This is a genomic window from Burkholderia sp. AU19243, from assembly GCF_018148075.1.
In the GTDB taxonomy this organism is placed as follows: domain Bacteria; phylum Pseudomonadota; class Gammaproteobacteria; order Burkholderiales; family Burkholderiaceae; genus Burkholderia; species Burkholderia latens_A.
The window spans coordinates 365,063-391,219 of record NZ_JAGSTV010000005.1; the positions used below are offsets into that span (position 1 = coordinate 365,063).

The following is a 26,157-nucleotide window of genomic DNA, read 5'->3' on the forward strand; positions in this document are numbered from 1 at the left end:
GGCCGGCCGGCGCTATACCGCGCTCAGCTGTTCAGCGAGCGCTTGTCGACCGCGAGCGCCGCTTCGCGCATCACTTCCGACATCGACGGGTGCGGATGGCAGATGCGGGCGATGTCTTCCGACGCCGCCTTGAACTCCATCGCCACAACGGCTTCCGCGATCAGGTCCGACGCGTTCGCGGCGATCACGTGCACGCCGAGCAGTTCGTCGGTCTTCGCATCCGCGATCATCTTCACGAAACCGTCCGGCGCGTTCATGCCGAGTGCACGGCCGTTGATCGAGAACGGGAACTTGCCCGTCTTGATTTCGCGGCCTTCCGCCTTCAGCTGCTGTTCCGTCTTGCCGACCCATGCGATTTCCGGGTACGTGTAGATCACCCACGGAATGCAGTTGTAGTCGATGTGCGGCTTCTGGCCGTCGATCACTTCCGCGACCAGCACGCCTTCGTCTTCCGCCTTGTGCGCGAGCATCGGGCCGCGCACCACGTCGCCGATCGCGTAGACGTTCGGCACGGCCGTACGGCAGTGGTCGTCCACGTCGATGAAGCCGCGCTCGTTCGCCTTCAGGCCGATCGCCTCGAGGCCGAGATTGTCGGTGTTCGGCACGCGGCCAACCGACACGATCAGACGGTCGGCGTCGAGCGTCTGCGCGTTGCCGTCCTTGTCCGTGTACGCGATCGACACGCCGTTCGCGGTCGTCTTCACGTCGCCGATCTTCACGCCGAGATGGATGTCGAGGCCCTGCTTCTTGAACAGCTTCGCCGCTTCCTTCGCGAGCGCTTCGTCGGCTGCGCCGAGGAAAGCCGGCAGCGCTTCGAGCACCGTCACTTCCGCGCCGAGACGACGCCACACCGAGCCGAGCTCGAGGCCGATCACGCCTGCGCCGATCACGGCGAGCTTCTTCGGCACCGAGTCGAACGTCAGCGCGCCTTCGTTATCCGACACGATCTTGTTGTCGACCGGAATGTTCGGCAGGTGGCGCGCCTTCGAACCCGTCGCGATGATCACGTTCTTCGCGGTGACGACTTCGCTTTCGCCCTCGCCGCTCACTTCGATCTGCACGCCGGCGTCGGTCTTGCCGGTGAACTTGCCATGGCCCTTCAGCCACGTGATCTTGTTCTTCTTGAACAGGAACTCGATCCCGCTCGTCATCTTCTCGACGATTGCGTCCTTGCGGCCGAGCATCTTCGCGACGTCGATCTTCACGCCGTCGACCGTGATGCCGTGGTCGGCCAGGTGATGCGACGCGTTCTCGAACTCTTCCGACGACGCGAGCAGCGCCTTCGACGGAATGCAGCCGACGTTCAGGCAGGTGCCGCCGAGCTTGAGCGCGCCGGCCGGGTTCTTCCACTTCTCGATACAGGCAACGGTCTTGCCGAGCTGCGCGGCGCGAATCGCGGCGATATAGCCGCCGGGGCCTGCCCCGATCACGACGACGTCAAATTCCTTGGACATGACAATCCTTTCTACTTGTGCGTCCGCACGTTCGCGCGAGCGCGCGAACGTGCGACAGGGTCAATGCGGTGAGACTCGGCTTACAGGTCGAGCAGCAGGCGTGCCGGATCTTCCAGCGCGTCCTTCATCGCGACGAGCGACAGCACCGCTTCGCGGCCGTCGATGATCCGGTGGTCGTACGACAGTGCCAGGTAGTTGATCGGACGGATCACGATCTGGCCGTTTTCGACGACCGGGCGCTCCTTCGTCGCGTGCACGCCGAGGATGGCCGACTGCGGCGGGTTGATGATCGGGGTCGACAGCATCGAGCCGAACACGCCGCCGTTCGAGATCGAGAACGTACCGCCCGTCATTTCCTCGATCGACAGCTTGCCGTCCTTCGCCTTCTGGCCGAATTCGGCGATCTTCTTCTCGATTTCGGCGAGGCTCAGCTGATCCGCATTGCGCAGGATCGGCACGACGAGGCCGCGCGGCGAACCGACCGCGATACCGATGTCGAAGTAGCCGTGGTAGACGATGTCGTTACCGTCGATCGACGCGTTCACCAGCGGGAACTTCTTCAGCGCGTGCACGGCCGCCTTCACGAAGAACGACATGAAGCCGAGCTTCACGCCATGTTCCTTCTCGAACTTGTCCTTGTACTTCGCGCGCAGGTCCATGACCGGCTGCATGTTGACTTCGTTGAACGTCGTCAGGATCGCGTTGGTTTGCTGCGACTCGAGCAGACGCTCCGCGATACGCGCACGCAGACGCGACATCGGCACGCGTTGTTCCGGACGATCGTTCAGCCACGTGGTGGCCGATGCCGGCACCTTCACTTCCGGCAGCGACGGCTTCGCAGCGGCAGTCTTTGCAGGTGCGGCGGCCGGCGCGGCCTTCGGTGCGCCCGCGGCCAGCGCGTCGCCCTTCGTGACGCGGCCGTCGCGGCCCGAACCAGCAACGTCGCCTGCCGACAGGCCCTTCTCGGCCAGCAGCTTCGCTGCGGCCGGCGATGCGGCTGCCGAGCTCGATGCGGTTGCGGCTGCCGGCTGCACTGCCGGTGCGGCCGCAGCGGGCGCTGCCGCCGGCTTCACTTCCGCGGCGCCTGCCGCTGCTTCGGCGGCACCCGCCTTCGCTTCGGTGTCGATCGTCGCGATGATCTGGTCGGCCACGACCGTGTCACCGTCGTTCTGCAGCACTTGCGCGAGCACGCCCGCGGCCGGCGCCGGCACTTCGAGCACGACCTTGTCGGTCTCGAGTTCGATCAGGATTTCGTCCTGCGCGACTGCTTCGCCCGGCTTCTTCTTCCACTGCAGCATGGTCGCTTCCGAAACCGACTCCGAAAGCTGGGGGACTTTGACTTCTACGATAGCCATGTGATTTTCCTGGATGCTTAATCTGGGGTGTGACGAGGTTCGTGCGACTCCTTCGGCCGATGCGGCGCGCCACGCGCGCGGCAGGCCAAAAGAGACGGGAAAGCGCTGTGCGCCTTCCCGTTTCGCTTGCCGTCGGTTATTTCGCGATCGATGCGCTCTTCAGGCGGCCGAACGCACCTTCGATGAGGGCCTTCTGCTGCTCGTAGTGCTTCGCGTAGTAGCCAACCGCCGGCGAGGCCGAAGCCGGACGGCCGCTGTACGCCAGCTTCTGCCCTTCCTTCATGCCTTCCTTCAGGTGGTGCTCGACGTAGAACCAGGGACCCTGGTTCTGCGGCTCGTCCTGCACCCAGACCACTTCAGTCGCGTTCTCGTACTTCTTCATTTCGGCTTCGAACTGCTTGTGCGCGAACGGATACAGCTGCTCGATACGGATGATCGCGACGTCGTTCGCCTTCGCTTCGCGGCGGTGCGCGACGAGGTCGTAGTACACGCGGCCCGAGCACACCAGCACGCGCTTGACCTTCTTCGCGTCGATGCCGCCGTCGGTCTCGCCCAGCACCGGCTGGAACGAACCCTTCGCGAGTTCCGACAGGTCCGACACCGCTTCCTTGTGACGCAGCAGCGACTTCGGCGTCGCGACGATCAGCGGCTTGCGGAACAGGCGGATCATCTGGCGACGCAGCAGGTGGAAAATCTGCGCCGGCGTCGTCGGCTGGACGACCTGCATGTTGTGATCGGCGCACAGCTGCAGGAAACGCTCGATACGCGTCGACGAGTGTTCCGGACCCTGGCCTTCATAGCCGTGCGGCAGCAGCATCGTGAGACCCGACACGCGGCCCCACTTCACTTCGCCCGACGAGATGAACTGGTCGATCACGACTTGTGCGCCGTTCACGAAGTCGCCGAACTGCGCTTCCCACAGCACGAGCGTGTTCGGCTCGGCGGTCGAGTAACCGTATTCGAAGCCCAGCACCGCTTCTTCCGACAGCACCGAGTCGATCACCGTGAACTTCGCCTGACCGTCGGCAATGTTCTGCAGCGGCACGTACGTGCCGTCGTTCCAGCGCTCGCGGTTCTGGTCGTGCAGCACGGCGTGACGGTGCGTGAACGTGCCGCGGCCCGAGTCCTGGCCCGTCAGGCGCACCGAGTAGCCCGATGCGACGAGCGACGCGAATGCGAGGTGCTCGGCCATGCCCCAGTCGAGCGGCTGGTCGCCGCGCGCCATGTTGCGGCGGTCGTTGATCACGCGCTCCACGAGCGGGTGGACCTTGAAGTTTTCCGGGACCGTCGTGATGCGTTCGCCGAGGCGCTTCAGTTCGGCGAGCGGCACGGCCGTGTCGGCTGCGTCCGTCCACTTGCGGTTCAGGAATGGAACCCAGTCGACCGCGTACTTGCTCTTGTAGTTCGACAGGACCGGATCCACGGTGTGGTGGCCGTCGTCCATCGCCTTGCGGTAAGCCTTCACGTAGTTGTCGGCGTCTTCCGCGGTGATCACGCCCTGCTGCACCAGCTTCTCGGCATACAGCGCACGGGTGCCCGGGTGCTGCGCGATCTTCTTGTACATCAGCGGCTGCGTGACGGCCGGCGTGTCCTGCTCGTTGTGACCCAGCTTGCGGAAGCAGACGATGTCGATCACGACATCCTTGTGGAACTGCATCCGGTAGTCGATCGCGATTTGGATCGCGAGCACGACGGCTTCCGGATCGTCGCCGTTCACGTGCAGCACCGGCGCTTCGATCATCTTGACGACGTCGGTACAGTACAGCGTCGAGCGCGCATCGCGCGGGTCCGACGTCGTGAAGCCGATCTGGTTGTTGATGACGATGTGCAGCGTGCCGTGCGTGCCGTAACCGCGCGTCTGCGCAAGGTTCAGCGTTTCCATCACGACGCCCTGGCCCGCGAAGGCCGCGTCGCCGTGGATCTGCACCGGCAGCACTTGCAGGCCGTCTTCGTCGCCGCGACGGTCCATCCGCGCCTTCGCGGAACCTTCGACGACCGGGTTCACGATTTCGAGGTGCGACGGGTTGAACGCCAGCGACAGGTGGACCGGGCCGCCTTCCGTGGACACGTCGGACGAGAAACCCTTGTGGTACTTCACGTCGCCTGCCGGCAGGTCGTCGACGTGCTTGCCTTCGAATTCGGCGAACAGGTCAGCCGGCATCTTGCCCAGCGTGTTGACGAGCACGTTCAGGCGGCCGCGGTGCGCCATGCCGATGATGATTTCCTGCACGCCGCGCTTGCCCGCGTGCTGGACGACTTCGTCCATCGCCGCGATGAAGCTTTCGCCGCCTTCGAGCGAGAAGCGCTTCTGGCCGACGTACTTGGTGTGCAGATAGCGCTCGAGGCCTTCCGCCGCCGTCAGGCGATTCAGGATGTGCTTCTTCTTGTCGGCCGAGAACGACGGCGTCGCGCGGATCGATTCCAGGCGCTCCTGCCACCAGCGCTTCTGCTCGGGGTCGCTGATGTACATGAACTCGGCGCCGATCGTGCCGCAGTACGTATCGCGCAAGCCCTTGACGATGTCGCGCAGCGAAGCCTGGTCGAAACCGAAATACAGGTTGCTCGCGCTGTAGGTCTGGTCGAGGTCGCCTTCGGAGAAGTCGTAGAAAGCAGGTTCGAGTTCGGGGATGGCGGGACGTTCGCGACGCTTCAGCGGATCCAGATTGGCCCATTGCGAGCCGAGGAAGCGATAGGCGCTGATGAGGGACTGGACGTGAACCTGCTTGCGCGCGGTCGCCAGATTGCTGGTGCTTTCGCGCGGAATGAAGGCATTGGCCTTCGCACGCTCGGCAAACGATTCGACGATCGGGAAGTGAGCGACGTCATTGGCGTTCGAGCCGTCCGTTGCAGGTACGTTCTGCAGCGCGTCGAAATACTCTCGCCAGTTCTCCGGCACCGATGCCGGATTGTTGAGGTATGCATCGTACAGTTCTTCAACGTACGAAGCATTGCCGCCGAACAGATAGGAGTTCAGCTGAAACTGCTTCATTACATCTGACATTTTACGCTCACCTTTCTTCGAGCTTCTCGAGAAATAGCGGGTTACTCAACCTTCCGCGACACGGCCTGACCGTTTAGCGGATTGCGAATCAAGTCTTGCTTGGAAGGACCTAAAACTTGCGTGCGCGCAGCATATCACAGAACCGATACCGAAGCTCACGGCGAAATGCGCGTGAAAGCCCGCGCGGCGGGGTTTTGCCGGATTGCGGGCAGCGGCGGAAACAGTGTTTTGCAACCGTTCCGGCCGCACGTCGCGCGAATGCAAAAAAGGCCGCCCGAAGGCGGCCTTTGCCGTGCTGCACGGGAACGGTCGATGCTTAGTCGACCGCGCCTTCGCGGCTCGCGCGGCGACGCTCGTGCTCCTTCAGGAAGCGCTTGCGCAGACGGATCGACTGCGGCGTCACTTCGACGAGTTCGTCGTCGTCGATGAATTCGACCGCGTATTCGAGCGACATCTGGACCGGCGGCACGAGGCGCACGGCCTCGTCGGTGCCCGACGCGCGCACGTTGGTCAGCTGCTTGCCCTTGATCGGGTTCACGACGAGGTCGTTGTCGCGGCTGTGGATGCCGATGATCATGCCCTCATACAGCGCGTCGCCCGGCTTCACGAACATGCGGCCGCGATCCTGCAGCTTCCACAGTGCGTAGGCCACGGCCGCGCCGTCGTCCTGCGAGATCAGCACGCCGTTGCGGCGCTCGAACACCGAACCGTCCTTGACCGGCGCGTATGAGTCGAAGATGTGGCTCATCAGGCCCGTGCCGCGCGTGAGCGTCAGGAATTCGCTCTGGAAGCCGATCAGACCGCGCGCCGAGATCCGGTATTCCAGGCGCGTGCGGCCGCGGCCGTCCGACGCCATGTCGAGCATTTCGCCCTTGCGGCGGCCCAGCTCTTCCATCACGCCGCCCTGGTGCTCGTCCTCGACGTCGACCGTCAACAGTTCGTACGGCTCATGCTTCACGCCGTCGATTTCCTGCATCACGACGCGCGGGCGCGATACCGCGAGTTCGTAGCCTTCGCGGCGCATGTTCTCGACGAGAATCGTCAGGTGCAGCTCGCCGCGGCCCGACACTTCGAACACCGTTTCGTCGCCCGTGTCCTTCACGCGCAGCGCGACGTTGTGGTTCAGTTCCTTCATCAGACGGTCGCGGATCTGGCGGCTCGTCACGAACTTGCCTTCGCGGCCGGCGAGCGGCGACGAGTTGACGAGGAAGTTCATCGTCAGCGTCGGCTCGTCGACGGTGATCATCGGCAGCGCTTCCGGCGTGTCGACCGCGCAGATGGTCGCGCCGATGCCGACGTCTTCAATACCGTTGATCAACACGATGTCGCCGGCTTCGGCCGAGTCGACCTGCACGCGCTCCAGGCCCTTGAACGACAGCACCTGGTTGATCTTGCGGTTCAGCACGTCGCCTTCGGGGCCGAAACGCATGACGACCGGCTGGCCCGGCTTGATACGGCCGCGCGTGATGCGGCCGACACCAATCCGGCCGACGTACGTCGAATAATCGAGCGACGTGATCTGCAGCTGCAGCGGCGCGTCCGGATCGGCCGGGCGAACCGGCACGTGCGTGAGGATCGCCTCGAACAGCGGACGCATGTCGCCTTCGCGGGCCGCCGGATCGAGCGACGCGTAGCCGTTCAGGCCCGATGCGTAGACGATCGGGAAGTCAAGCTGCTCTTCGGTCGCGCCGAGCTTGTCGAACAGGTCGAAGGTCTGGTTGATGACCCAGTCGATTCGCGCACCCGGACGGTCGATCTTGTTGATGACGACGATCGGCTTCAGGCCGAGCGCGAGCGCCTTCTTCGTGACGAAGCGGGTCTGCGGCATCGGGCCCTCGACCGCGTCGACGAGCAGCAGCACCGAGTCGACCATCGACAGCACGCGCTCCACCTCGCCACCGAAGTCCGCGTGCCCCGGCGTGTCGACGATGTTGATGTGCGTGCCTTCGTATTCGACCGCGCAGTTCTTCGCGAGAATCGTGATCCCGCGCTCTTTTTCGATGTCGTTCGAGTCCATCACCCGCTCGGCAATCTGCTGGTTCTCGCGGAAGGTGCCGGACTGGCGGAGCAGTTGGTCGACGAGCGTGGTCTTGCCGTGGTCGACGTGAGCGATGATGGCGATATTGCGAAGGGCGCGGGTCATAGAAACCTGAAATCGTTGAACGCGCAAACGCGCACGCTCGTCAGTCACCGGGACACGTGCGCGCGCGTTGCAGCTTGGAAACCGCAAATTATAGCACGTGAGAATGTCGAAAGCCCCGCCGCCTCGTTGCAACGCAACACGCCGGGGCGCCCCGCCCTTGGGTTGGCGGGACCAATCGGGCCCGTGCACGGCCGTGAGAGCGCGAAAACCCTGACGTCCGCGAGGTAATTTTCGGACGCCGAGCGCGGCTCCAGCCGTTCGATTAACATTTGCCGCGGCAAGCAATTGCGCCTACAATGCTGCCTAGTCAACTATTGCAGCTTCAGGGTTTTATGTCGGACTCTTCTTCTCAATCGCCCGTTTCGCCGTTGTCCGCGTATCAGATGAACGACAGCGTCGGTTATCTGATGTCGCGCGTGAAGTCGGTGATGACGAACCTCGTCACCCAGCGCACGCAGGAAGAACTCGGCATCACCGGCACGCAGGCAAGCATGCTGTTCATGATTGCGGTCGGCAGGTGCTCGACGGCGGCCGAACTTGCGCGGGAGTACGGAATCGACGCAAGCGCGGTCACGCGGTTGCTGGATCGCGTCGAAAAGCGCGGCTTGCTGTCCCGCGTGCGCAGCATCGAGGACCGGCGGGTCGTTCGGCTCGAACTGACCGACGAAGGCCGCGCGCTTGCCGAACGGCTGCCGCCGGTATTCCGCAGCGTGCTGGATGAGTTGCTGGACGGCTTTACGCCGGAAGAAGTCGGCTTTCTGAAGAGCATGCTGCGCCGCATTCTCAGCAACTATTGCGAGAACGCCGGCGGTAGCGTCACGTAATAGTTGCCATAACAATTACTTTTGACAGATTAATGTAAGGAAATCCTTGCAGTGTCCATCATTCATTCCGAGTCAGGGAACAGCGCGATGAAATCCTCCCCGTTGTCCGTGCGCGCCGGGTCGTGCCGCGCCGCCGTCGCAGCCGCGGTTGCCGCGCTGGCGCTGGCGGGCTGCGCCAACTATATCGGCATCAAGAGCGACAAGCAGATCGCTCCCCCGTCGCAATTCGAAACCGCTCAGAGCCTGCCCGCCCAAGGCGGCCAGTGGCCGACGCTCGACTGGGCGAGCCAGTTCGGCGACCCGCAGTTGCCGAAGCTGATCGACGAGGCGCTTCAGGGCAATCCGTCGATCGCGCAGGCGCAGGCGCGGATCGCGAAGGCGTCGTCGTACATCGAATCGTCGCGCTCGAACCTGATGCCGAAGGCCGAAGCGAGCTACTCCTGGACGCGCGAGCTGTATTCGTCGAACGCGCTGTTCCCTCCGCCGTACGGCGGCCAGTGGTACAGCGAGAACAACGCGCTCGCGAGCGCGTCCTGGGATCTCGACCTCTGGGGCAAGAACCGCGAGCGGCTGCATACCGCGGTATCGCAGGAAAAGGCCGCCGAAGCCGACATGCAGCAGGCGCGCATTACGCTCGCATCGTCGGTCGCCCGCACCTACAACTCGCTCGCTCAACTCTATGCGCTGCGCGACATTGCGCAACGCGAGATCACCAACCGGCAGACGGTCGGCAAGATCACGGATGGCCGCGTATCCGCCGGGCTCGACACCAACGTCGAACGACAGACCGCGCGCGGCAACATCGCCACCACGCAGGCATCGCTGTCCGACCTCGACGGTCAGATCACGACCGTGCGCTATCAGCTCGCCGCGCTGCTTGGCAAGGGGCCCGACCGAGGGCTGCAGATCGCCGCGCCGGTGATGAATCCGACCGGCGAAATCGCGCTGCCCGGCAACCTTCCCGCCGACCTCGTGTCGCGCCGCCCCGACATCGTTGCCGCGCGCTGGCAGGTCGAGGCCGCGCTGCACGACGTGAAGGAAGCGAAGGCCGAGTTCTTCCCGGATGTGAACCTCGCGGCCGGTTTCGGCTTCGATGCGTTCGGCTGGGGCAAATTCCTGAACTTCGCGAGCCGTCAGGCGCAGTTCGGCCCGGCCATCCACCTGCCGATCTTCGACGCGGGCGCGCTGCGCGCGCAGCTCAAGGGCCGCTATGCGGACTTCGATCTGTCGGTCGCGAACTACAACCAGACGCTGATCAATGCGCTGAACGACGTCGCGACGCAGGTTGCGTCGATCCGGGCGGTCGATCGCCAGATGGACGACGCGCAGCGTGCGCTCGACGCGTCGACGCGCGCGTACGATCTCGCCGTGATTCGCTACAAGGCCGGCCTGTCGCCGCAGTTGCAGGTGCTGACCGCGGACAGCAACCGCCTCGCGGCGGAGCAGACCGTGACCAACCTGAAGATGCGCCGGCGCGACATGCAGCTCGCGCTGATCAAGGCGCTCGGCGGCGGGTTCGACGCGACGGGCACGCGGCTCGCCGCTCCCGACGCCGACAAGCAGACCAAACAGGCCGCCAACTGATTCGGCGCCACCACTACGCAGACACTCGAAATAACGGACGGAGAAAATCGCCATGAGCGACCCTCAACAAAACGCTGCCAGCGCACAGCCGCAGAACAACGGAAAGCGCAAGCGGATGATGACGCTGCTGATCGCGGTTATCGTGATCGCCGCCATCGCGTACGGTCTGTACTACTTCCTCGTCGCCCGCTTCCATGAAGAAACGGACGATGCCTACGTGAACGGCAACGTCGTGCAGATCACGCCGCAGGTCACGGGTACCGTGATCGCCGTGAAGGCGGACGACACGCAAACGGTCAAGGCCGGCGATCCGCTCGTCGTGCTCGATCCGGCGGATTCACAGGTCGCGCTTCAGCAGGCCGAAGCGAATCTCGCACAGACGGTGCGCCAGGTGCGCGGCCTGTTCGTCAACGACGACCAGTACCGTGCCCAGGTGGCGCTGCGCCAGTCCGATCTGTCGAAGGCGCAGGACGACCTGCGCCGCCGTTTGGCCGTCGCGCAGACGGGCGCTGTGTCGCAGGAAGAAATTTCCCATGCACGCGACGCGGTGCGCGCCGCGCAAGCGTCGGTCGACGCGGCCCAGCAACAGCTCGCATCGAACCGCGCATTGACTGCGAACACGACGATTGCATCGCACCCGAACGTGATGGCCGCGGCGGCGAAGGTTCGCGACGCCTACCTCGCGAATGCGCGCAACGTGCTGCCGGCGCCGGTCACCGGCTACGTCGCGAAGCGCTCGGTGCAGGTCGGCCAGCGCGTGTCGCCGGGCAACCCGCTGATGTCGGTCGTGCCGCTGAACGCGGTGTGGGTCGACGCGAACTTCAAGGAAGTCCAGCTCAAGCACATGCGCATCGGCCAGCCGGTCGAATTGACGGCTGACATCTACGGCTCGTCGGCCGTCTATCACGGCAAGGTCGTCGGCTTCTCGGCCGGCACGGGCTCGGCGTTCTCGCTGCTGCCGGCGCAGAACGCAACGGGCAACTGGATCAAGGTCGTGCAGCGCCTGCCGGTGCGTATCGAGATCGATCCGAAGGACCTCGAGAAGCACCCGCTGCGCATCGGCCTGTCGATGCAGGTCGACGTCGACATCAAGGACGAGCGCGGCGACCAGCTTGCCAACGCGCAGAACACGGTCTACGAGACCAACGTGTTCGCAAAGTACGGTGATGAAGCCGACGCCGAGATCGCGCGCATCATTGCAGAGAACGCCGGCGGCAACGCGCCGGCGCCGGCCGCGGCGAAGTCGAACACCGCCGCCAAGATGATGTAACGGTTCCGACTCCGGAAATTTACCGACATGGCACAGGCTCCTGTCTCCCACCCGCCGCTGCAAGGCGGGCAACTCGTGCTCGGGACGATCGCGGTATCGCTCGCGGTGTTCATGAACGTGCTCGACACGTCCATCGCGAACGTCGCGATCCCGACCATCTCGGGCGACCTCGGCGTGTCGTCCGACCAGGGCACGTGGGTCATCACGTCGTTCGCGGTCGCGAACGCGATCTCCGTGCCGCTGACGGGCTGGCTGACCGACCGCTTCGGACAGGTGCGCCTGTTCCTCGCGTCGATCATCCTGTTTGTCATCTCGTCGTGGATGTGCGGGCTTGCGCCGAGCTTGCCGTTCCTGCTCGGGTCGCGGGTGCTTCAGGGCGCGGTCGCCGGACCGATGATTCCGCTGTCGCAATCGCTGCTGCTGTCGAGCTATCCGCGCGCAAAAGCGCCGATGGCGCTCGCGCTGTGGTCCATGACGACACTGATCGCACCGGTCGCCGGGCCGATTCTCGGCGGCTGGATCTCCGACAACTATTCGTGGCCGTGGATCTTCTACGTGAACATCCCGGTCGGCATCGCCGCCGCACTCGCGACGTGGTCGATCTATCGCTCGCGCGAATCGACCGTGCGCCGCGCGCCGATCGACGGCGTCGGCCTCGCACTGCTCGTGCTGTGGGTCGGCTCGCTGCAGATCATGCTCGACAAGGGCAAGGATCTCGACTGGTTCGCGTCGACGACGATCATCGTGCTGGCACTGATCGCGGTCGTGTCGTTCGCGTTCTTCGTGGTCTGGGAACTGACTGCGGAACACCCGGTCGTCGACCTGTCGCTGTTCCGGATGCGCAACTTCACAGGCGGCACGATCGCGCTCGCGGTCGGCTACGGGCTCTACTTCGGCAACCTGGTGCTGCTGCCGCTGTGGCTGCAGACCCAGATCGGCTACACGGCAACCGATGCGGGCCTGGTCATGGCGCCGGTCGGGCTGTTCGCGATCCTGCTGTCGCCGCTGACCGGCAAGTTCCTGCCGCGCACGGATCCGCGCTACATCGCGACCGCCGCGTTTCTGACGTTCGCGCTGTGTTTCTGGATGCGCTCCCGCTACACGACAGGCGTCGACGAGTGGTCCCTGACGCTGCCGACGCTCGTGCAAGGCATTGCGATGGCCGGCTTCTTCATCCCGCTCGTGTCGATCACGTTGTCCGGGCTGCCCGGTCACCGCATTCCCGCGGCATCGGGCCTGTCGAACTTCGTGCGGATCATGTGCGGCGGCATAGGCACGTCGATCTTCCAGACCGCGTGGGATCACCGAAACAACTTCCATCACGCCCAACTGGTCGAACAGGCCAACCCGTACAACCCGACGTTCAACCAGGCCGTCACGCAAATGGGCAACCTCGGACTGACGCGTGACCAGGCGCACGGCCTCATCAACAACATGGCCACGCAGCAGGCTGCGCAACTGGGCGTGAACGATCTGTTCTATATCTCGGCGGCGATCTTCGTGCTGCTGATCGGACTGATCTGGATCACGAAACCGGAACGCGCCGGCGGCGGCGATGCGGGTGCGGCCGCGTCGGCGGCACACTGAGCCGTCACGCTCGTACGCGCGTGCAACAAAAAGCCCGGTCTCGACCGGGCTTTCTTTTTTCTCGTTCTCGACGGCGCCTGTGCGCCGTGCGTCACGCAGCCGTCACCACGAGCCGCTCGGGGGCGAGCACGCCGTTCGCCTTGCGGGCGACCCCGAGCAGTCGCTGTGCGTCGTACACGCGCACGCGCGCGCCGTCGGTCGCGTCGATCGGATCGAGTGCCGACAGCGGCAAGCGCTGGCCATGCAGAAACCGCTTCGCGCTGGCTTCGTCGAGCTGCACGCGCGGAAACGTCGACAGCAACGCGTCGACCGGCTGGAGCCACGCGTCGCGCGCCGCTTCGGCAGCGTCGGACAGCGCATCGAGCGTCACCGCGTGCTCGAGCGTGAGCGCGCCGACGCCCGTCCGGCGCAGCATCGTCAAATGCGCGCCGCAGCCGAGCGCCTCACCGAGATCTTCCGCGAGCGTGCGCACGTAAGTGCCCTTGCTGCACGTCACGCGAAACGTCACATCCGGCAGTTCGCAAGCGACCAGGTCGAGCGCATGGATCGTCACGTTGCGCCCTTCCCGTTCAACCGTCTGGCCGGCGCGCGCATATTCGTACAGCGGCTTGCCGTCGCGCTTGAGCGCCGAATACATCGGCGGCACCTGCACGATCTCGCCGATAAAACGCGCGAGTGCCGCTTCCACGGCCGCGCGATCGCATTGGACGGCGCGCGTGTCGAGCACGTCGCCTTCGGCATCGCCGGTCGCCGTACGCACGCCGAGACGCATCGTCGCTTCGTAGGTCTTGTCCGCTTCCAGCAGGTCCTGCGAGAACTTCGTCGCTTCGCCGAAGCACAGCGGCAACAGTCCCGACGCCAGCGGATCGAGCGTACCGGTATGGCCGGCCTTTTTCGCGAGCAGCAGGCGCTTCGCGCGAATCAATGCGTCATTGCTCGACAGGCCGACCGGCTTGTCGAGCAGGAGAACACCGTCCAGCGCGCGGCGCGGCACGCGCGGGCGCTGGGAAGCTGCAGTCGTCATGGGGTGCGCGCTCAATCGTCCTTCGCGGGTGCGTCGGCTTCGTCGTCGTCCTTCGCGCGCGTCGAGTTGGCTTCCTTGATCAGGCGCGACATTTCGACGGCCTTCTCGATCGTCTGGTCGTAATGGAAATGCAGCGTCGGCACCGTATGGATGTGCAGGCGCTTGAACAGCAGATTGTGCAGGTGACCCGACGCATGATTCAACGCTGCCTGCGTCTTGTCCGGATCGCCGGTGAGCGCGGTGAAATAGACCTTCGCATGCGCGTAGTCCGGCGTCAGCTCGACGCTCTGGATGGTCACGATACCGATGCGCGGGTCTTTGACCTCGCGCATGATGAGTTCGGACAGATCGCGCTGAATCTGATCGGCGATCTGAACGTTGCGATTGGGGGAAGTACGTTTCCTGGACATGATCGATCCGTGATCCGTTTATCAGGATGAAGCGGCGCGCGTCGAGCACGCCACCATGAAAATGGGCGGGACAGGCCCAAGCCTGCCCCGCCCAAGAGCCGATACGCGACGATTACAGCGTACGTGCGACTTCGGTCACTTCGAAGACTTCGAACTGATCGCCTTCGACGATGTCGTTGAAGTTCTTCACCGACATACCGCACTCGAAGCCTTGCTTGACTTCCTTCACGTCGTCCTTGAAGCGCTTCAGCGATTCGAGTTCGCCCGTGAAGATCACGACGTTGTTGCGCAGCACGCGAACCGACGACGAGCGCTTGACGATACCGTCGGTGACCATACAGCCGGCGACCGTACCGATCTTCGGCACCTTGAACACCTGGCGCACTTCGACCATGCCGGTGATCACTTCGCGCTTCTCCGGCGCCAGCATGCCCGACATCGCGGCCTTCACCTCATCCACTGCGTCGTAGATGATGTTGTAGTAACGGATGTCGATACCGTTCGCTTCGGCCAGCTTGCGCGCCTGTGCGTCCGCACGCGTGTTGAAGCCGATGATGACCGCCTTCGAGGCCGTTGCCAGGTTGACGTCGTTTTCGCTGATGCCGCCCACCGCGCTGTGCACGATCTGCACGCGCACTTCGTCGGTCGACAGCTTGAGCAGCGACTGCACGAGCGCTTCCTGCGAGCCCTGCACATCCGCCTTGATGATGAGCGGCAGGTTCTGCACTTCGCCTTCGCCCATCTGCTCGAGCATGCTTTCCAGCTTCGCCGCCTGCTGCTTCGCCAGCTTGACGTCGCGGAACTTGCCCTGACGGAACAGCGCGATTTCGCGCGCCTTGCGCTCGTCCGGCAGCACGATCACTTCCTCGCCCGCACCCGGCACTTCCGACAGACCCTGAATTTCGACCGGGATCGACGGGCCTGCTTCCTTCGTCGGCTTGCCGTTCTCGTCGAGCATCGCACGCACGCGACCGTAAGCCGTGCCTGCAAGCACGATGTCGCCGCGGTTCAGCGTGCCGGACTGCACGAGGATCGTCGCGACCGGGCCCTTGCCCTTGTCCAGCTTCGCTTCGATCACGATGCCCTTGGCCGGCGCCTCGACCGGTGCCTTCAGTTCCAGCACTTCGGCTTGCAGCAGCACGTTCTCGAGCAGGTCGTCGATACCGGCGCCCGTCTTCGCCGATACCGGCACGAACGGCGAATCGCCGCCGTACTCTTCCGGCACGACGCCTTCGGCGACCAGTTCCTGCTTGACGCGATCAGGGTTCGCTTCCGGCTTGTCGATCTTGTTGATCGCCACGACGATCGGCACGCCACCGGCCTTCGCGTGAGCGATTGCCTCCTTCGTCTGCGGCATCACGCCGTCGTCGGCCGCCACCACCAGCACCACGATGTCGGTCGCCTTCGCGCCGCGAGCACGCATTGCCGTGAACGCCTCGTGACCCGGCGTATCGAGGAACGTAATGACGCCGCGCGGCGTCTCGACGTGGTATGCGCCGATATGCTGCGTAATACCGCCCGCTTCGCCTGCTGCAACCTTCGCGCGGCGGATGTGGTCGAGCAGCGAGGTCTTGCCGTGGTCGACGTGACCCATCACCGTGACGACCGGCGGACGCGGCAGTTGCTCCGCATCGGAGCTGGTCTCGCCTTCGACCAACAGCGCTTCCGGGTCGTCCAGCTTCGCGGCAACCGCGCGGTGGCCCAGTTCCTCGACGACGATCATCGCCGTTTCCTGGTCGAGCACCTGGTTGATCGTGACCATCTGGCCCATCTTCATCATCACCTTGATGACTTCAGAGGCCTTGATCGACATCTTGTGCGCGAGATCGGCAACCGAGATAGTTTCCGGCACGTGCACTTCACGCACGATCGGCTCGGTCGGCGCCTGGAACGTCGACGCGCTGTCCTGGTGACGGCCGCGACCCTTCGGGCCGCCGCGCCAGCCGCGGTCGACGCCGCCGCTCGAATCGCCACGCGTCTTGATACCGCGGCGCTTCGCTGCGTCGTCCTGCCAGCCGCCCTTGCCGCCGCCCGGCTTCTTGTTGCGGTCGCCCGCGCCTGCCGGTGCCTGGGTAGTTGCCGGCGCTGCGCCGGCCGGCTTCTTCACCGCGGGACGCGCCTGCGCAGCCGCGCCGGCCGGCTTGGCCGGCTTGTGCAGCGTGCCCTTCGCTTCGGCCGGCTTCGGCGGCTCCACCGGCTTCGGCGGCTCGACTGCCTTGACCACGGCCTTGCGCGGCGTGTTCATCATTTCGCGAATCGCGCGTGCTTCGGCTTCCGCCGCCGCGCGACGCTTGCTGATCTCTTCCTGCTCGGCGCGCGCCTTGTCCGCCGCCTCGCGGGCCGCATCCTCAGCCTTCTTCGCCGCTTCGCGCTGTGCCGCACGTTCGGCGGCAGCGCGCGCCTCATCCTGCGCGGACTGCGCACTGGCGGTTTCCTGCTGTGCCTCGGCGGCTTGCTGCGCAGCTGCCTGCTTTGCCGCCGCTTCGACCGCTGCACGCTTCGCCGCCGCCTCTTCCTCGGCACGACGGCGCTCGGCTTCGGCCGCTTCCTCGCGGGCGCGGCGTTCGGCTTCCTCGCGCTCGAGGCGCTCCTGGCGCTCGCGCAGTTCCTGCGCCTGCTTTTCCAGCAGCTCGGCCTCGCGGCGCGCCTCTTCCTCGCGACGCTTCAGTTCCGCATCGTCGTCCGCTTCGGCGACCTGCGCCTGACCCTGTTCCGCACCTTCGGCCACGTCGTCGCGCTTGACGAACGTACGCTTCTTGCGGACCTCGACCTGAATGGTGCGAGCCTTGCCCGTCGCGTCAGACTGCTTGATCTCCGACGTATGCTTGCGGGTCAGCGTGATCTTGCGCTTGTCGCCGTCGGTTGCGCCGTGCGACTTGCGCAAATGATCGAGCAGACGCGCCTTGTCCGACTCGGACAGCGCATCGTCTTCACTCGCTTTCTGGACGCCCGCTGCCTGCAGCTGTTCGAGCAGCACACCAGCAGGCATTTTCAGTTCCGCGGCAAATTGGGCTACGTTGTTACTCGCCATTCATTCCTCTTAGTGCAAGGACCGATTCCTTGCGGTTAGCATCGGGTCAGGCCATACGGCCGCCATCAAATCAGTGCGCCATGGTCATTTCTCACTGGAACCAATGTTCACGTGCTTTCATGATCAACGCCTTAGCGGCATCCTCTTCCATCCCGGTCATGTCGACCAGTTCATCCACAGCCAGCTCGGCGAGATCGTCGCGCGTCTGCACGCCGTGCTCGGCCAGCTTCGTGAGCAACTCCGGCGTGATGCCGTCGAGGCTCTTCAGATCCAGCGCTGCGTTTTCGACCTTTTCTTCGTTCGCGATCGCCATCGTCAGCAGCGCGTCGCGTGCGCGGTTGCGCAGCTCGTGCACGGTATCCTCGTCGAACGCCTCGATCTCCAGCATTTCGTTGAGCGGCACGTAAGCGATTTCTTCAAGACTCGTGAAGCCTTCGTCGATCAGGATGTCGGCGACTTCTTCGTCGACGTCGAGACGCGCCATGAACAGCGCACGCAGCCGATCGCGCTCTTCACCCTGCTTCAGGGCGGATTCGTCCGGCGTCATGATGTTGATCTGCCAGCCGGTCAGCTCGCCGGCAAGGCGAACGTTCTGACCGCTGCGGCCGATCGCGACAGCCAGCTCGTTCTCGTCGACGACGACGTCCATCGAATGCTTTTCTTCATCGACGACGATCGACTGGACGGCTGCCGGCGCGAGCGCGCCGATCACGAACTGGGCGGGATCCTCGGACCATAGCACGATGTCGATGTTTTCGCCACCGAGCTCATTGCGCACGGCCTGCACGCGCGAACCGCGGATGCCGACGCACGTGCCGATCGGGTCGATCCGCTTGTCGTAGGCAATCACGCCGATCTTCGCGCGCACACCCGGATCGCGAGCGGCTGCCTTGATCTCGAGCAGGCCCTGCTCGATTTCCGGCACTTCCATCTCGAACAGCTTCATCAGGAACTCGGGCGCCGTGCGCGAGAGTTCGATCTGCGGGCCGCGCGCGGTGCGGTCGACCTTCGCGATGTATGCACGCACGCGGTCGCCCACGCGCAGGTTTTCCTTCGGAATCAGCTGGTCGCGGCGCAGCAGCGCCTCGACGCGGCCCGATTCGACGATGAAGTTGCCCTTGTCGAGGCGCTTCACCGTGCCGGTCATGATCTTTTCGCCGCGTTCGAGGTAGTCGTTCAGGATCTGCTCGCGCTCGGCGTCGCGCACCTTCTGCAGGATCACCTGCTTGGCCGCCTGCGCGCCAATACGGCCGAACTCGATCGACGGCACCGGTTCCTCGATGAATTCGCCGACTTCGACGTCGGGCTTCTGCTCACGCGCTTCGAACAGCAGGATCTCGCGATCCGGCTCCTGCAAGCCCGCCTCGTCGGGCACGACGAGCCAGCGACGGAAGGTTTCGTGCTCGCCGCTTTCGCGATCGATATGGACGCGGATTTCGGCGCCTTCGTCGAACAGCTTCTTGGAAGCGGACGCGAGCGCGGCCTCGAGGGCGCCCAGCACCACATCCTTGTCGACGTTTTTCTCGCGCGCCAGCGCATCCACCAGCATCAACACTTCGCGACTCATTATTTGCGGCTCCTAAAGTCAACTTGCGGAATCAGGCGGGCTTTGTCGATATCGGCCAGCGTGAAATCCAGCATGGCTGCCTCGCCCTTCTTCCTCTCAAATTCCAAACCGATCGTTTCGCCGTTCGGCGCGTGCAGAATGCCCCGGAACGTCTTGCGCCCGTCCAGCGGCTTTTTCAAGGTCACGGAAACTTCGCTGCCGGCGAAGCGCTCGAAGTCGGCCAGCTTCTTCAACGGGCGGTCGAGCCCCGGGGACGAGACTTCGAGCCGTTCGTAATCGATGTTTTCGACCGTCAAGACGTGCTGGAGCTGACGTGTGACCTTTTCGCAATCTTCGAGCGAGATGCCGGCAGGCTGATCGATATAGATGCAAAGCATGCCGCGCCCGGTGCGCTCGAGATCCACCAGCTCGTAGCCGAGCCCGGTGACCGTGGTTTCTATCAGTTCCGTCAGTTGCACAGTGTCCTCTCAGGTGTTCGCGCCCGCCGCTCGCGATTCACCCGCGGGCGCGCGCCTTAGCCGGCGCAGGAAGCGCTACCCGAGATGCCTAACCGTTTCAGCAAAAAAAAATGGGCGGAACGCCCATCTTCTTACTGGTGGTCGCACCTGAGCCGCACATTGAATCCGTACGCCCAGCGACTCCGCGATTATAGCGATTTTTGGCGCAAACGCCAAGCCAGCCGGTAAAAGCAGCGTCTATCCGGCCTCTACCGACCAAAAATGCTAACCGGACGGCGCGCCGAAGGGATTCAGTCCGGCAACGCGATATATCCAGCCGAAAGCAAACGACGACAAACAGCCGCAGCGCGAGGCGCCGGCGCAACCGGATCGATGCCGATTTCGCCGGCATCCCGGCACCGGCGGCGTTACGCCGCCGGCCGCGCACGCTCAGCGGCCGCGCGAGCGATTGCGCTGCGGACGCTGACCGCCGCGCGCGCCGCCATTGCCACCGCCGTCGGCGCGATTGCCGTTCGGGTTGCGGTTGCCGCCCTTGCCGCCACCGCGCTTGCCGCCGCCCGCGCCTTCGCGTTTCGGACCCGAGCCGTACGACGCGCGATTGCCATCGACATCGCGGCCGCCGCCCGAACGATTGCCATAACCCGACGGCGAAACCGGCAGGCTGCCGTAGCCGCTCAGGCCCGGCAGGCCCGCGCCGCCGCGGCGGCCCCCACCGCGACGCGGCTGATCGAGCTGGCCATGCGTGGTCAGCACCGGCTCTCGGCTGATGAAGCCCATCGACGTCTGCATCGGATCCGGCTGGCGGCGCTCGCTTTGCCCGCCGCTACCGCGTTTGCCCTTCTCTTCGGTCGGCGCCTTCAGGCCGACGGTCGCCATCAGCTTGCGCACTTGCGCCTCGTCCAGCTCTTCCCAGCGGCCGCGCTTGAGGCCGCGCGGCAGCGCGATCGGGCCATGGCGCGTACGGATCAGGCGGCTCACCATCAGGCCGGCCGCCTCGAACATCCGGCGCACTTCACGGTTACGGCCTTCGGCCAGCGCGACGTGGTACCAGTGGTTCGTTCCTTCGCCGCCGCCGTCGCGAATGCGCAGGAAGTTCGCCGGACCGTCATCGAGCTCGACGCCATGCAGCAGCTTCTGCCGCATCCCTTCGGACAGCTCGCCGACGACGCGCACCGCATACTCGCGCTCGACGCTGTAGCGCGGGTGCATGAAGCGGTTCGCGAGATCGCCGGACGTCGTCAGCATCAGCAGACCTTCGGTATTGAAGTCGAGGCGCCCGACCGCGAGCCATTTCGCCGTCTTCATCGGCGGCAGGCGGTCGAACACCGACGGACGGCCCTCCGGATCCGCGTGACTGACGATTTCGCCCGTCGGCTTGTGGTACAGCAGCACGCGCGGCGGCTTGTTCGGGAGCTTGCGCTTGACCGGCTTGCCGTTGATGCGAACTTGGTCGGTCGGCATGATGCGCTGGCCGATGTGCGCCGGCTCACCGTTCACCGACACGCGGCCGGCGACGATCAGCTCTTCCATTTCGCGGCGCGAGCCCATGCCGGCTTCGGCAAGCACCTTGTGCAGCTTCGGCGCATCGTCGTCCGGCGACAGCACGCGCCTGTTAGCCGGCTGTGCGCGCCCGCGGCGCAGCATCGGCGCACGCACGCCGCTACCGCCTGCCGAGTTGTCCGCGTCGAATGCCGGCGACGTCACGTACGCGAACAGATCGTCCTGCGACGCCGCGTCGCCGTCCGCCTTCGCCGCGCCGCCATCGGCCTTCGCCGAACCGCCGCGCCGCCCTTGCCCACCCTGCGCACCTTTGGCCGCGCCTTCCCGCTTGCCGGCCGGCTTGCGGCCGCCCCGGGCCGCACCTTCCTTGCGTGGCGCGCGTGCGGGTTGAGCTTCAGCGACCTCGGCCGGCTGCGGATCCGCGCCTTCGCCGCCCTGCGGCTCACCATCGGCGCCTTTCGACTTGGCCGCCGCGCGACGCCGCGCGATCAGGCTGCGCGGGCCGCGCCGCAGGCCGCGGCGGGGACGCTCGTCACCGCCCGCGGCGGGAGCGTCCTGCTCCGGCGTATCGTCGGCACGCGCGGCCTGCACGGCAGGCGCGGACGATTCAATATCGTGGATATCTGTCAAAACAACCTCAAAATGTCAGGTCTCGCGCCCGGCGCGGGCGCGGCAAGAAGTCGGCCGCGATCAGGCGCGGCGCTGTTCGGGTTCTGCTTCGTCGTCCGGCAACGCATCGGCGCCGATGGGCGCACTGGCGCTGCGTACGGCGTCGGCGAGACTGTCCGACGTATCGTCCAGCATCTCGCCGCCGGCGGGACGGGAGCGCAAGGCGCCGGCCTGGCCAGCGTCAGCCGGCATGTCGCCGGCCGCTTCCGCTCCGTCTCCGGCAACCGTGTCGGCGGCCGGCCTGCGATCTTCCTCGTTCCATTCCGCGCGCAGCGGCGCGGGCTGCCCGCCGGCCGGCGCTGCTTCGGCGCCGCCCTGTTCGGTTCGAACGCGATCAGCTTCCAGCGTATCGCGGTTCGGCATTTCCTGCGTTGCCGTCACGCGCGCCGCCGCCTCGCCCTCCACTTCCTCGGGCTGCGGCTGCGGCTCGCCGGCCGCTGCTTCGCCGCCTTCCACGGACGCTTCCGCGTGCGGCGCATCGCCGTCGAAATCCATTGCCTGTTGCGCGAGCAGCGCGGCCTCGATGTTCGCGGCGGGCTCCTCGAGCGCGGGCAGATCGTCGAGCGCCTTCAGGCCCAGATCGTCGAGGAACTGCTTGGTCGTCGCGTACAGCGCCGGGCGCCCCGGCACGTCGCGATGCCCGATCACCTCGATCCAGCCCCGATCCTCGAGCTGCTTGACCACCTGCGTATTGACCGTGACGCCGCGAATCTCTTCGATGTCGCCGCGCGTGACGGGTTGCCGATACGCAATGATCGCGAGCGTTTCGAGCACCGCGCGCGAGTATTTCGGCGGCTTCTCGGGATGCAGTCGATCCAGATAGTGGCGCATCGCCGGCTTGCTCTGAAAGCGCCATCCGGTTGCCAGAGCCACCAGTTCGACACCGCGGCCGGACCAATCCTGTTTCAGATCTTCGAGCAACGTGCGGACCGTGTCAGCCGACACGCCGTCGGCAAAGAGCTTGCGCAAATCGCCGAGCTTCAGCGGTTCCTGCGCACAGATCAAAGCAGTCTCGAGGACGATCTTCGCCTCTTGGGTATTCATGCAGCTAGGCCAGACCCTGTGGTCAAACGAACCGGATCAACAAACAGACGAAAGGAACGGAAGACGCGCTCGCCCGATTCTGATCGGTCATATTGATGGGAGCACGAACCGGGGGCGGCGAACCAAACTTCAAGCCAGGCCCAAACCGGACGGAACAGCACGGCTCAACGGCGGAACCGCGTGACTGAGCGCCATATTACGCAAAATTGCCCGGTGCGTAAAGATGAGCCGAAAGGCTGATCATCCACGGGGCGCGCCGCTACGCCCGGCCTCGGCCCAGGCGCGCCGCGCGGGAAACACGCCCGCACCGCGCCGCGACGGAGCGCACGCGCCGAGCCGGCGCGCGAAGAGTCATCCTGGGCCCGGATGTGCGCTCCTGCGCGACCCAAGCCCCATCTCCCGCCTCGCGCACGAACGCCCTGCCGCACGCGAATCGGCACAGTCAGTCGAGATCCTCGGCCCGCGCCGGCATCTGCCGCACCAGTTCCCAGATCGCCTGCGCGGCGGGCGACAGCGACCGATCGCGGCGACGCACCAGCTCGACGGTACGCTCGGTGCGCGGCGTCAACGGTCGCGCGACCAGCGTCGATCCGGCCGGTAACGGCAGCGACAGCCACGGTTGAACGCTCACGCCGACACCAGCCTCGACGAGCCCGAACACCGTCGCCGAGTGGCCGAGTTCCTGCATGACGGCCGCGTTGACACGATGGGTGGCCAGCGCAGCGTCGATCAACGGCCGGCTGCCGGATGCGTGGTCGAGCAGCACCAGCCGTTCGCCATCGAGCGCCGTCCACGGCACCTCGGTGCGCGCCGCGAGCGGATGATCGGCGCGCGCGACCAGGCAAAAGGAGTCGGTCATCAACGGCTCGCACAGAAGGTCGGCAACGGCGAGCGGCCCGATAACGACGCCGAAATCGACCTCGCTCGACTTCACCTTGCGTAACACGTCGCTCTGCACGTCGTCGCGCAAACCGAGCGTGACGAACGGGAACTGACGTTCGCACGACGCTACGACGCGCGGCATCAGCCGGCACGCGATGGTCGGACTCGCGGCGACGATCACCCGCCCGCGCCGCTGTTCACCGATCTCGCGAATCTCGCGCAGCGTGTCGTCGAGATCGTCGATCAGCCGCGACACGCTCGCGATCAGATTGCCGCCGACGTCGGTCAGCTGTACGTCGCGCGTCGTCCGGTCGATCAGCTTCAGCCCGAGCTCGGCCTCGAGTTCGCGTACGCAGCGGCTGACCGCGGACTGCGTGAGGCCGATTTCGTCGCCTGCGCGACTGAAACTCCGCAACCGCGCTACTTCGATGAAGACGCGAAGCTGGCGCAGCGTAACGTTCATCCGCTCACCTCATCAATTGTCGGTATCGATGCGCGATTCTAATGTGCGAATGCGGGTTCGATGTACGAATCCGGCATCGGGCGGCCATGTTTCGCTGCGGTGCAATATCCCGCCAAACGCACGCGGTGCGGGCGGACTGCACAAGATTGGTGATTGTCCTGATTTGCTGGCGGGTTATTTTGGCGTCTTATACGCCCCTAGCTGACTTAGCCGTTAGCCCGCTGCCAAGCGGCTCTCAAGGGAATCGCCTTCGACGTGGCACGCTTCGTGCATTACCTGATGCACAGGGCGCAGGTCTCGTCGGACGGAAGGCAGAAAGGCCGCTGCCGGCCAACCGGGCGCCCCCACCCGGCACTCGACGCTCGAGTGCCTGAAGAGTGCGCGGCGCAGGGCAGCGCACCGGAGTTAGCTTCGCTGAGGTGAGGACATGATGCTGTTCGACGATTTGAGAGATAACGAGTGGGCGCTGGTCGAGGGTCTGTTTTGCTCGGAACCCGCGCGGAGCGAACGGCGCGGCCGTCCCCGCGTGGAGGCCCGCGCGGTGGTCAACGCGGTGCTCTGGGTACTGTCGACGGGTGAAGGCTGGTCGAAGCTGCCGGGCCGCTATCCGTCACCGCCGACCTGCCGCCGCCGCTTCGACGAATGGCAGGCTGACGGCACGCTCGCCGAAATCGTCAAGCGACTCGGCACGAGCGGCCGGCAGATTTCGCTGCGCGGGCGCATCGGCGCAAGCGCGGCCAAACCGCCCGCACCGCCGAGCCGCGACAGGCTGCGCGGCGCGTTCTGGACCAATCCGGAGTCGTGGCGCGCCCCTGTGAAGATGGCGTAACGCATGCTGATTCGGGCGGCTTCGGTCGCCCGGTTCATTTCGGCATCCCGGCTTTTGCACGGCCCGCGCGCCGCCGCCGGTTATCGCTGTCGTGCGGCGATACATCTATTTACTATTATTTACAGCAACCCTGCACTCCCGCGCTTACCTTAGCGACATATCAACAAGCCGCGCCGACGGCTTGAAGGGAGCCCGCCATGAAAACAATGTCACTGCTCGTCGCATGCGGCATTGTCGGTTCATTGGCGCTGACCGCTCCCGCGCACGCCGACGATCGCTCAAAGCCTCCTCACCACCAGCAGGATCACCGCAATACGCTGCGTCAGCAACAGCCGGTGGCGCCCTCCAGTCGACAGACCGTGCCGCGCGGCGACTTGCGCGGCGACATCGCGAGCAACGCGCGCGCGCGAATCGGCTCGCAGGCAACGGCAATGCCGCGGCATCCGTAGTCCGGTGATACGAGCAGCACCACGAAAGAAAATTCCCGGAAGCGGGAACTGCCCGACATGGGGCGAGTCACAACGTTGCCATGAGCACAGCATGGCAACAGCAAAAGTATCCGGTACGCCCGTATCCTCGCGATACGGGCTTTTTTTTGCGTCGCCGGCGGCGGCGCGCGAGGACGGAAGTGGACGCTACAGGCGGCTTTCGAGAATCGCCACGGCGCTCGCTTCGCTCAATACGTAGTCGTCCATACGGCGATCGGTCCAGGACAGTAGTTTCTCGTCGCGCTCGAGGCGTGCACATTCGGCTCGACCGTTATCGGTCAGCACCGCAATGTCGACCGGCGCGTGGAAACCCGGTGCGGGAGCGACGGTCTTCTGCCTGACCGTGTCCATCAGCCCAAGTGACCGGAGATACTCGAACACGCCCGGGCGGCGCGCCCACGGTACCTGGCGGTACTGCACTCGTCTCAATGCGTCGAGCACCGCTTCGTTGGAATACGTGGCCATCTCGATTCTTTCTTAAAGTGCAGCGACAATGCGAAGCGGCGCACCGGGCGGGATCTCCACCCGCCGATACCGCCACCGATTCTGGAGGCCGACGTTCGGCGTCGCGTCA

Annotated in this window: 19 protein-coding genes; 6 read left to right on the top strand and 13 right to left on the bottom strand. The window is 65.1% G+C overall.

The window, feature by feature from the left end; translation table 11 throughout:
* Positions 1-23: 23 nt before the first annotated feature.
* The 4 genes from lpdA to typA all read right to left on the bottom strand — a co-directional run bounded on the left by lpdA (position 24) and on the right by typA (position 7,953).
* Positions 24-1,454 carry a dihydrolipoyl dehydrogenase gene (gene lpdA, locus KDW55_RS12975; protein WP_069241337.1) on the bottom strand — a complete coding sequence of 477 codons (1,431 nt, stop codon included), beginning with the start codon at positions 1,452-1,454 and terminating at the stop codon, positions 24-26.
* Positions 1,455-1,534: 80 nt separating this feature from the next.
* Entirely contained in the window at positions 1,535-2,809 is a 1,275-nt protein-coding gene (odhB, locus tag KDW55_RS12980; RefSeq protein WP_069241336.1) for a 2-oxoglutarate dehydrogenase complex dihydrolipoyllysine-residue succinyltransferase, read from the bottom strand.
* 136 nt (positions 2,810-2,945) lie between these two features.
* Positions 2,946-5,810: a 2-oxoglutarate dehydrogenase E1 component gene (locus tag KDW55_RS12985; RefSeq protein ID WP_059544268.1), complete on the bottom strand. Its 2,865-nt coding sequence runs from the start codon at positions 5,808-5,810 to the stop codon at positions 2,946-2,948.
* 316 nt (positions 5,811-6,126) lie between these two features.
* Positions 6,127-7,953 (bottom strand): translational GTPase TypA, encoded by a 1,827-nt coding sequence (gene typA, locus KDW55_RS12990; protein ID WP_040144055.1) that lies wholly within the window; start codon positions 7,951-7,953, stop codon positions 6,127-6,129.
* A 332-nt stretch (positions 7,954-8,285) separates the two neighbouring features.
* On the opposite strand from typA, the gene KDW55_RS12995 reads away from it, so the two are divergent.
* The 4 genes from KDW55_RS12995 to KDW55_RS13010 all read left to right on the top strand — a co-directional run bounded on the left by KDW55_RS12995 (position 8,286) and on the right by KDW55_RS13010 (position 13,218).
* On the top strand, positions 8,286-8,777 hold the full coding sequence (locus KDW55_RS12995) for a MarR family transcriptional regulator (protein WP_040144054.1): 492 nt from the start codon (positions 8,286-8,288) through the stop codon (positions 8,775-8,777).
* Between the two features lie 87 nt (positions 8,778-8,864).
* Positions 8,865-10,361 (top strand): efflux transporter outer membrane subunit, encoded by a 1,497-nt coding sequence (locus KDW55_RS13000; RefSeq protein WP_040144053.1) that lies wholly within the window; start codon positions 8,865-8,867, stop codon positions 10,359-10,361.
* Between the two features lie 52 nt (positions 10,362-10,413).
* Positions 10,414-11,631 (top strand): HlyD family secretion protein, encoded by a 1,218-nt coding sequence (locus tag KDW55_RS13005; protein ID WP_040144052.1) that lies wholly within the window; start codon positions 10,414-10,416, stop codon positions 11,629-11,631.
* Between the two features lie 27 nt (positions 11,632-11,658).
* The gene (locus KDW55_RS13010; protein WP_040144051.1) at positions 11,659-13,218 is read left to right on the top strand and encodes a DHA2 family efflux MFS transporter permease subunit; all 1,560 of its coding nucleotides are present in this window, start codon (positions 11,659-11,661) and stop codon (positions 13,216-13,218) included.
* 91 nt (positions 13,219-13,309) lie between these two features.
* On the opposite strand, the gene truB is transcribed toward KDW55_RS13010, so the two are convergent.
* The 8 genes from truB to KDW55_RS13050 all read right to left on the bottom strand — a co-directional run bounded on the left by truB (position 13,310) and on the right by KDW55_RS13050 (position 24,266).
* Entirely contained in the window at positions 13,310-14,242 is a 933-nt protein-coding gene (truB, locus tag KDW55_RS13015) for a tRNA pseudouridine(55) synthase TruB (RefSeq protein ID WP_069241335.1), read from the bottom strand.
* A gap of 11 nt (positions 14,243-14,253) precedes the next feature.
* The gene (rbfA, locus tag KDW55_RS13020) at positions 14,254-14,652 is read right to left on the bottom strand and encodes a 30S ribosome-binding factor RbfA (RefSeq protein WP_069241334.1); all 399 of its coding nucleotides are present in this window, start codon (positions 14,650-14,652) and stop codon (positions 14,254-14,256) included.
* Positions 14,653-14,764: 112 nt separating this feature from the next.
* Positions 14,765-17,683: a translation initiation factor IF-2 gene (infB, locus tag KDW55_RS13025; RefSeq protein ID WP_040144049.1), complete on the bottom strand. Its 2,919-nt coding sequence runs from the start codon at positions 17,681-17,683 to the stop codon at positions 14,765-14,767.
* A gap of 91 nt (positions 17,684-17,774) precedes the next feature.
* Positions 17,775-19,250, bottom strand: a complete 1,476-nt coding sequence (gene nusA / locus KDW55_RS13030; protein WP_040144048.1) for a transcription termination factor NusA — start codon at positions 19,248-19,250, stop codon at positions 17,775-17,777.
* Positions 19,250-19,708: a ribosome maturation factor RimP gene (gene rimP / locus KDW55_RS13035; protein ID WP_040144047.1), complete on the bottom strand. Its 459-nt coding sequence runs from the start codon at positions 19,706-19,708 to the stop codon at positions 19,250-19,252. Before rimP ends, nusA begins: the two co-directional genes overlap by 1 nt.
* Before the next feature lie 429 nt (positions 19,709-20,137).
* Positions 20,138-21,838: a 23S rRNA pseudouridine(2605) synthase RluB gene (rluB, locus tag KDW55_RS13040; protein ID WP_212161758.1), complete on the bottom strand. Its 1,701-nt coding sequence runs from the start codon at positions 21,836-21,838 to the stop codon at positions 20,138-20,140.
* A 60-nt stretch (positions 21,839-21,898) separates the two neighbouring features.
* Positions 21,899-22,921 (bottom strand): SMC-Scp complex subunit ScpB, encoded by a 1,023-nt coding sequence (gene scpB, locus KDW55_RS13045; protein WP_069241333.1) that lies wholly within the window; start codon positions 22,919-22,921, stop codon positions 21,899-21,901.
* Between the two features lie 442 nt (positions 22,922-23,363).
* Complete coding sequence (locus tag KDW55_RS13050) at positions 23,364-24,266, bottom strand: LysR family transcriptional regulator (RefSeq protein ID WP_040144044.1); 903 nt, start codon at positions 24,264-24,266, stop codon at positions 23,364-23,366.
* A 427-nt stretch (positions 24,267-24,693) separates the two neighbouring features.
* Here KDW55_RS13050 and KDW55_RS13055 point away from each other — a divergent pair, with 427 nt between their 5' ends.
* Both KDW55_RS13055 and KDW55_RS13060 read left to right on the top strand, forming a co-directional pair.
* Positions 24,694-25,095 (top strand): transposase, encoded by a 402-nt coding sequence (locus KDW55_RS13055; RefSeq protein ID WP_040144043.1) that lies wholly within the window; start codon positions 24,694-24,696, stop codon positions 25,093-25,095.
* Between the two features lie 197 nt (positions 25,096-25,292).
* Complete coding sequence (locus KDW55_RS13060) at positions 25,293-25,544, top strand: hypothetical protein (protein ID WP_212161757.1); 252 nt, start codon at positions 25,293-25,295, stop codon at positions 25,542-25,544.
* A gap of 186 nt (positions 25,545-25,730) precedes the next feature.
* Here KDW55_RS13060 and KDW55_RS13065 read toward each other — a convergent pair whose 3' ends face one another.
* Positions 25,731-26,048: a hypothetical protein gene (locus tag KDW55_RS13065; RefSeq protein WP_040144041.1), complete on the bottom strand. Its 318-nt coding sequence runs from the start codon at positions 26,046-26,048 to the stop codon at positions 25,731-25,733.
* Between the last annotated feature and the right edge of the window lie 109 nt (positions 26,049-26,157).

What these genes read in the sequence shown, in the direction of transcription:
- lpdA (WP_069241337.1), bottom strand. Translation starts at nt 1,454, where the DNA reads ATGTCCAAGGAATTTGACGTCGTCGTGATCGGGGCAGGCCCCGGCGGC.
- odhB (WP_069241336.1), bottom strand. Translation starts at nt 2,809, where the DNA reads ATGGCTATCGTAGAAGTCAAAGTCCCCCAGCTTTCGGAGTCGGTTTCG.
- KDW55_RS12985 (WP_059544268.1), bottom strand. Translation starts at nt 5,810, where the DNA reads ATGTCAGATGTAATGAAGCAGTTTCAGCTGAACTCCTATCTGTTCGGC.
- typA (WP_040144055.1), bottom strand. Translation starts at nt 7,953, where the DNA reads ATGACCCGCGCCCTTCGCAATATCGCCATCATCGCTCACGTCGACCAC.
- KDW55_RS12995 (WP_040144054.1), top strand. Translation starts at nt 8,286, where the DNA reads ATGTCGGACTCTTCTTCTCAATCGCCCGTTTCGCCGTTGTCCGCGTAT.
- KDW55_RS13000 (WP_040144053.1), top strand. Translation starts at nt 8,865, where the DNA reads ATGAAATCCTCCCCGTTGTCCGTGCGCGCCGGGTCGTGCCGCGCCGCC.
- KDW55_RS13005 (WP_040144052.1), top strand. Translation starts at nt 10,414, where the DNA reads ATGAGCGACCCTCAACAAAACGCTGCCAGCGCACAGCCGCAGAACAAC.
- KDW55_RS13010 (WP_040144051.1), top strand. Translation starts at nt 11,659, where the DNA reads ATGGCACAGGCTCCTGTCTCCCACCCGCCGCTGCAAGGCGGGCAACTC.
- truB (WP_069241335.1), bottom strand. Translation starts at nt 14,242, where the DNA reads ATGACGACTGCAGCTTCCCAGCGCCCGCGCGTGCCGCGCCGCGCGCTG.
- rbfA (WP_069241334.1), bottom strand. Translation starts at nt 14,652, where the DNA reads ATGTCCAGGAAACGTACTTCCCCCAATCGCAACGTTCAGATCGCCGAT.
- infB (WP_040144049.1), bottom strand. Translation starts at nt 17,683, where the DNA reads ATGGCGAGTAACAACGTAGCCCAATTTGCCGCGGAACTGAAAATGCCT.
- nusA (WP_040144048.1), bottom strand. Translation starts at nt 19,250, where the DNA reads ATGAGTCGCGAAGTGTTGATGCTGGTGGATGCGCTGGCGCGCGAGAAA.
- scpB (WP_069241333.1), bottom strand. Translation starts at nt 22,921, where the DNA reads ATGAATACCCAAGAGGCGAAGATCGTCCTCGAGACTGCTTTGATCTGT.
- KDW55_RS13050 (WP_040144044.1), bottom strand. Translation starts at nt 24,266, where the DNA reads ATGAACGTTACGCTGCGCCAGCTTCGCGTCTTCATCGAAGTAGCGCGG.
- KDW55_RS13055 (WP_040144043.1), top strand. Translation starts at nt 24,694, where the DNA reads ATGATGCTGTTCGACGATTTGAGAGATAACGAGTGGGCGCTGGTCGAG.
- KDW55_RS13060 (WP_212161757.1), top strand. Translation starts at nt 25,293, where the DNA reads ATGAAAACAATGTCACTGCTCGTCGCATGCGGCATTGTCGGTTCATTG.
- KDW55_RS13065 (WP_040144041.1), bottom strand. Translation starts at nt 26,048, where the DNA reads ATGGCCACGTATTCCAACGAAGCGGTGCTCGACGCATTGAGACGAGTG.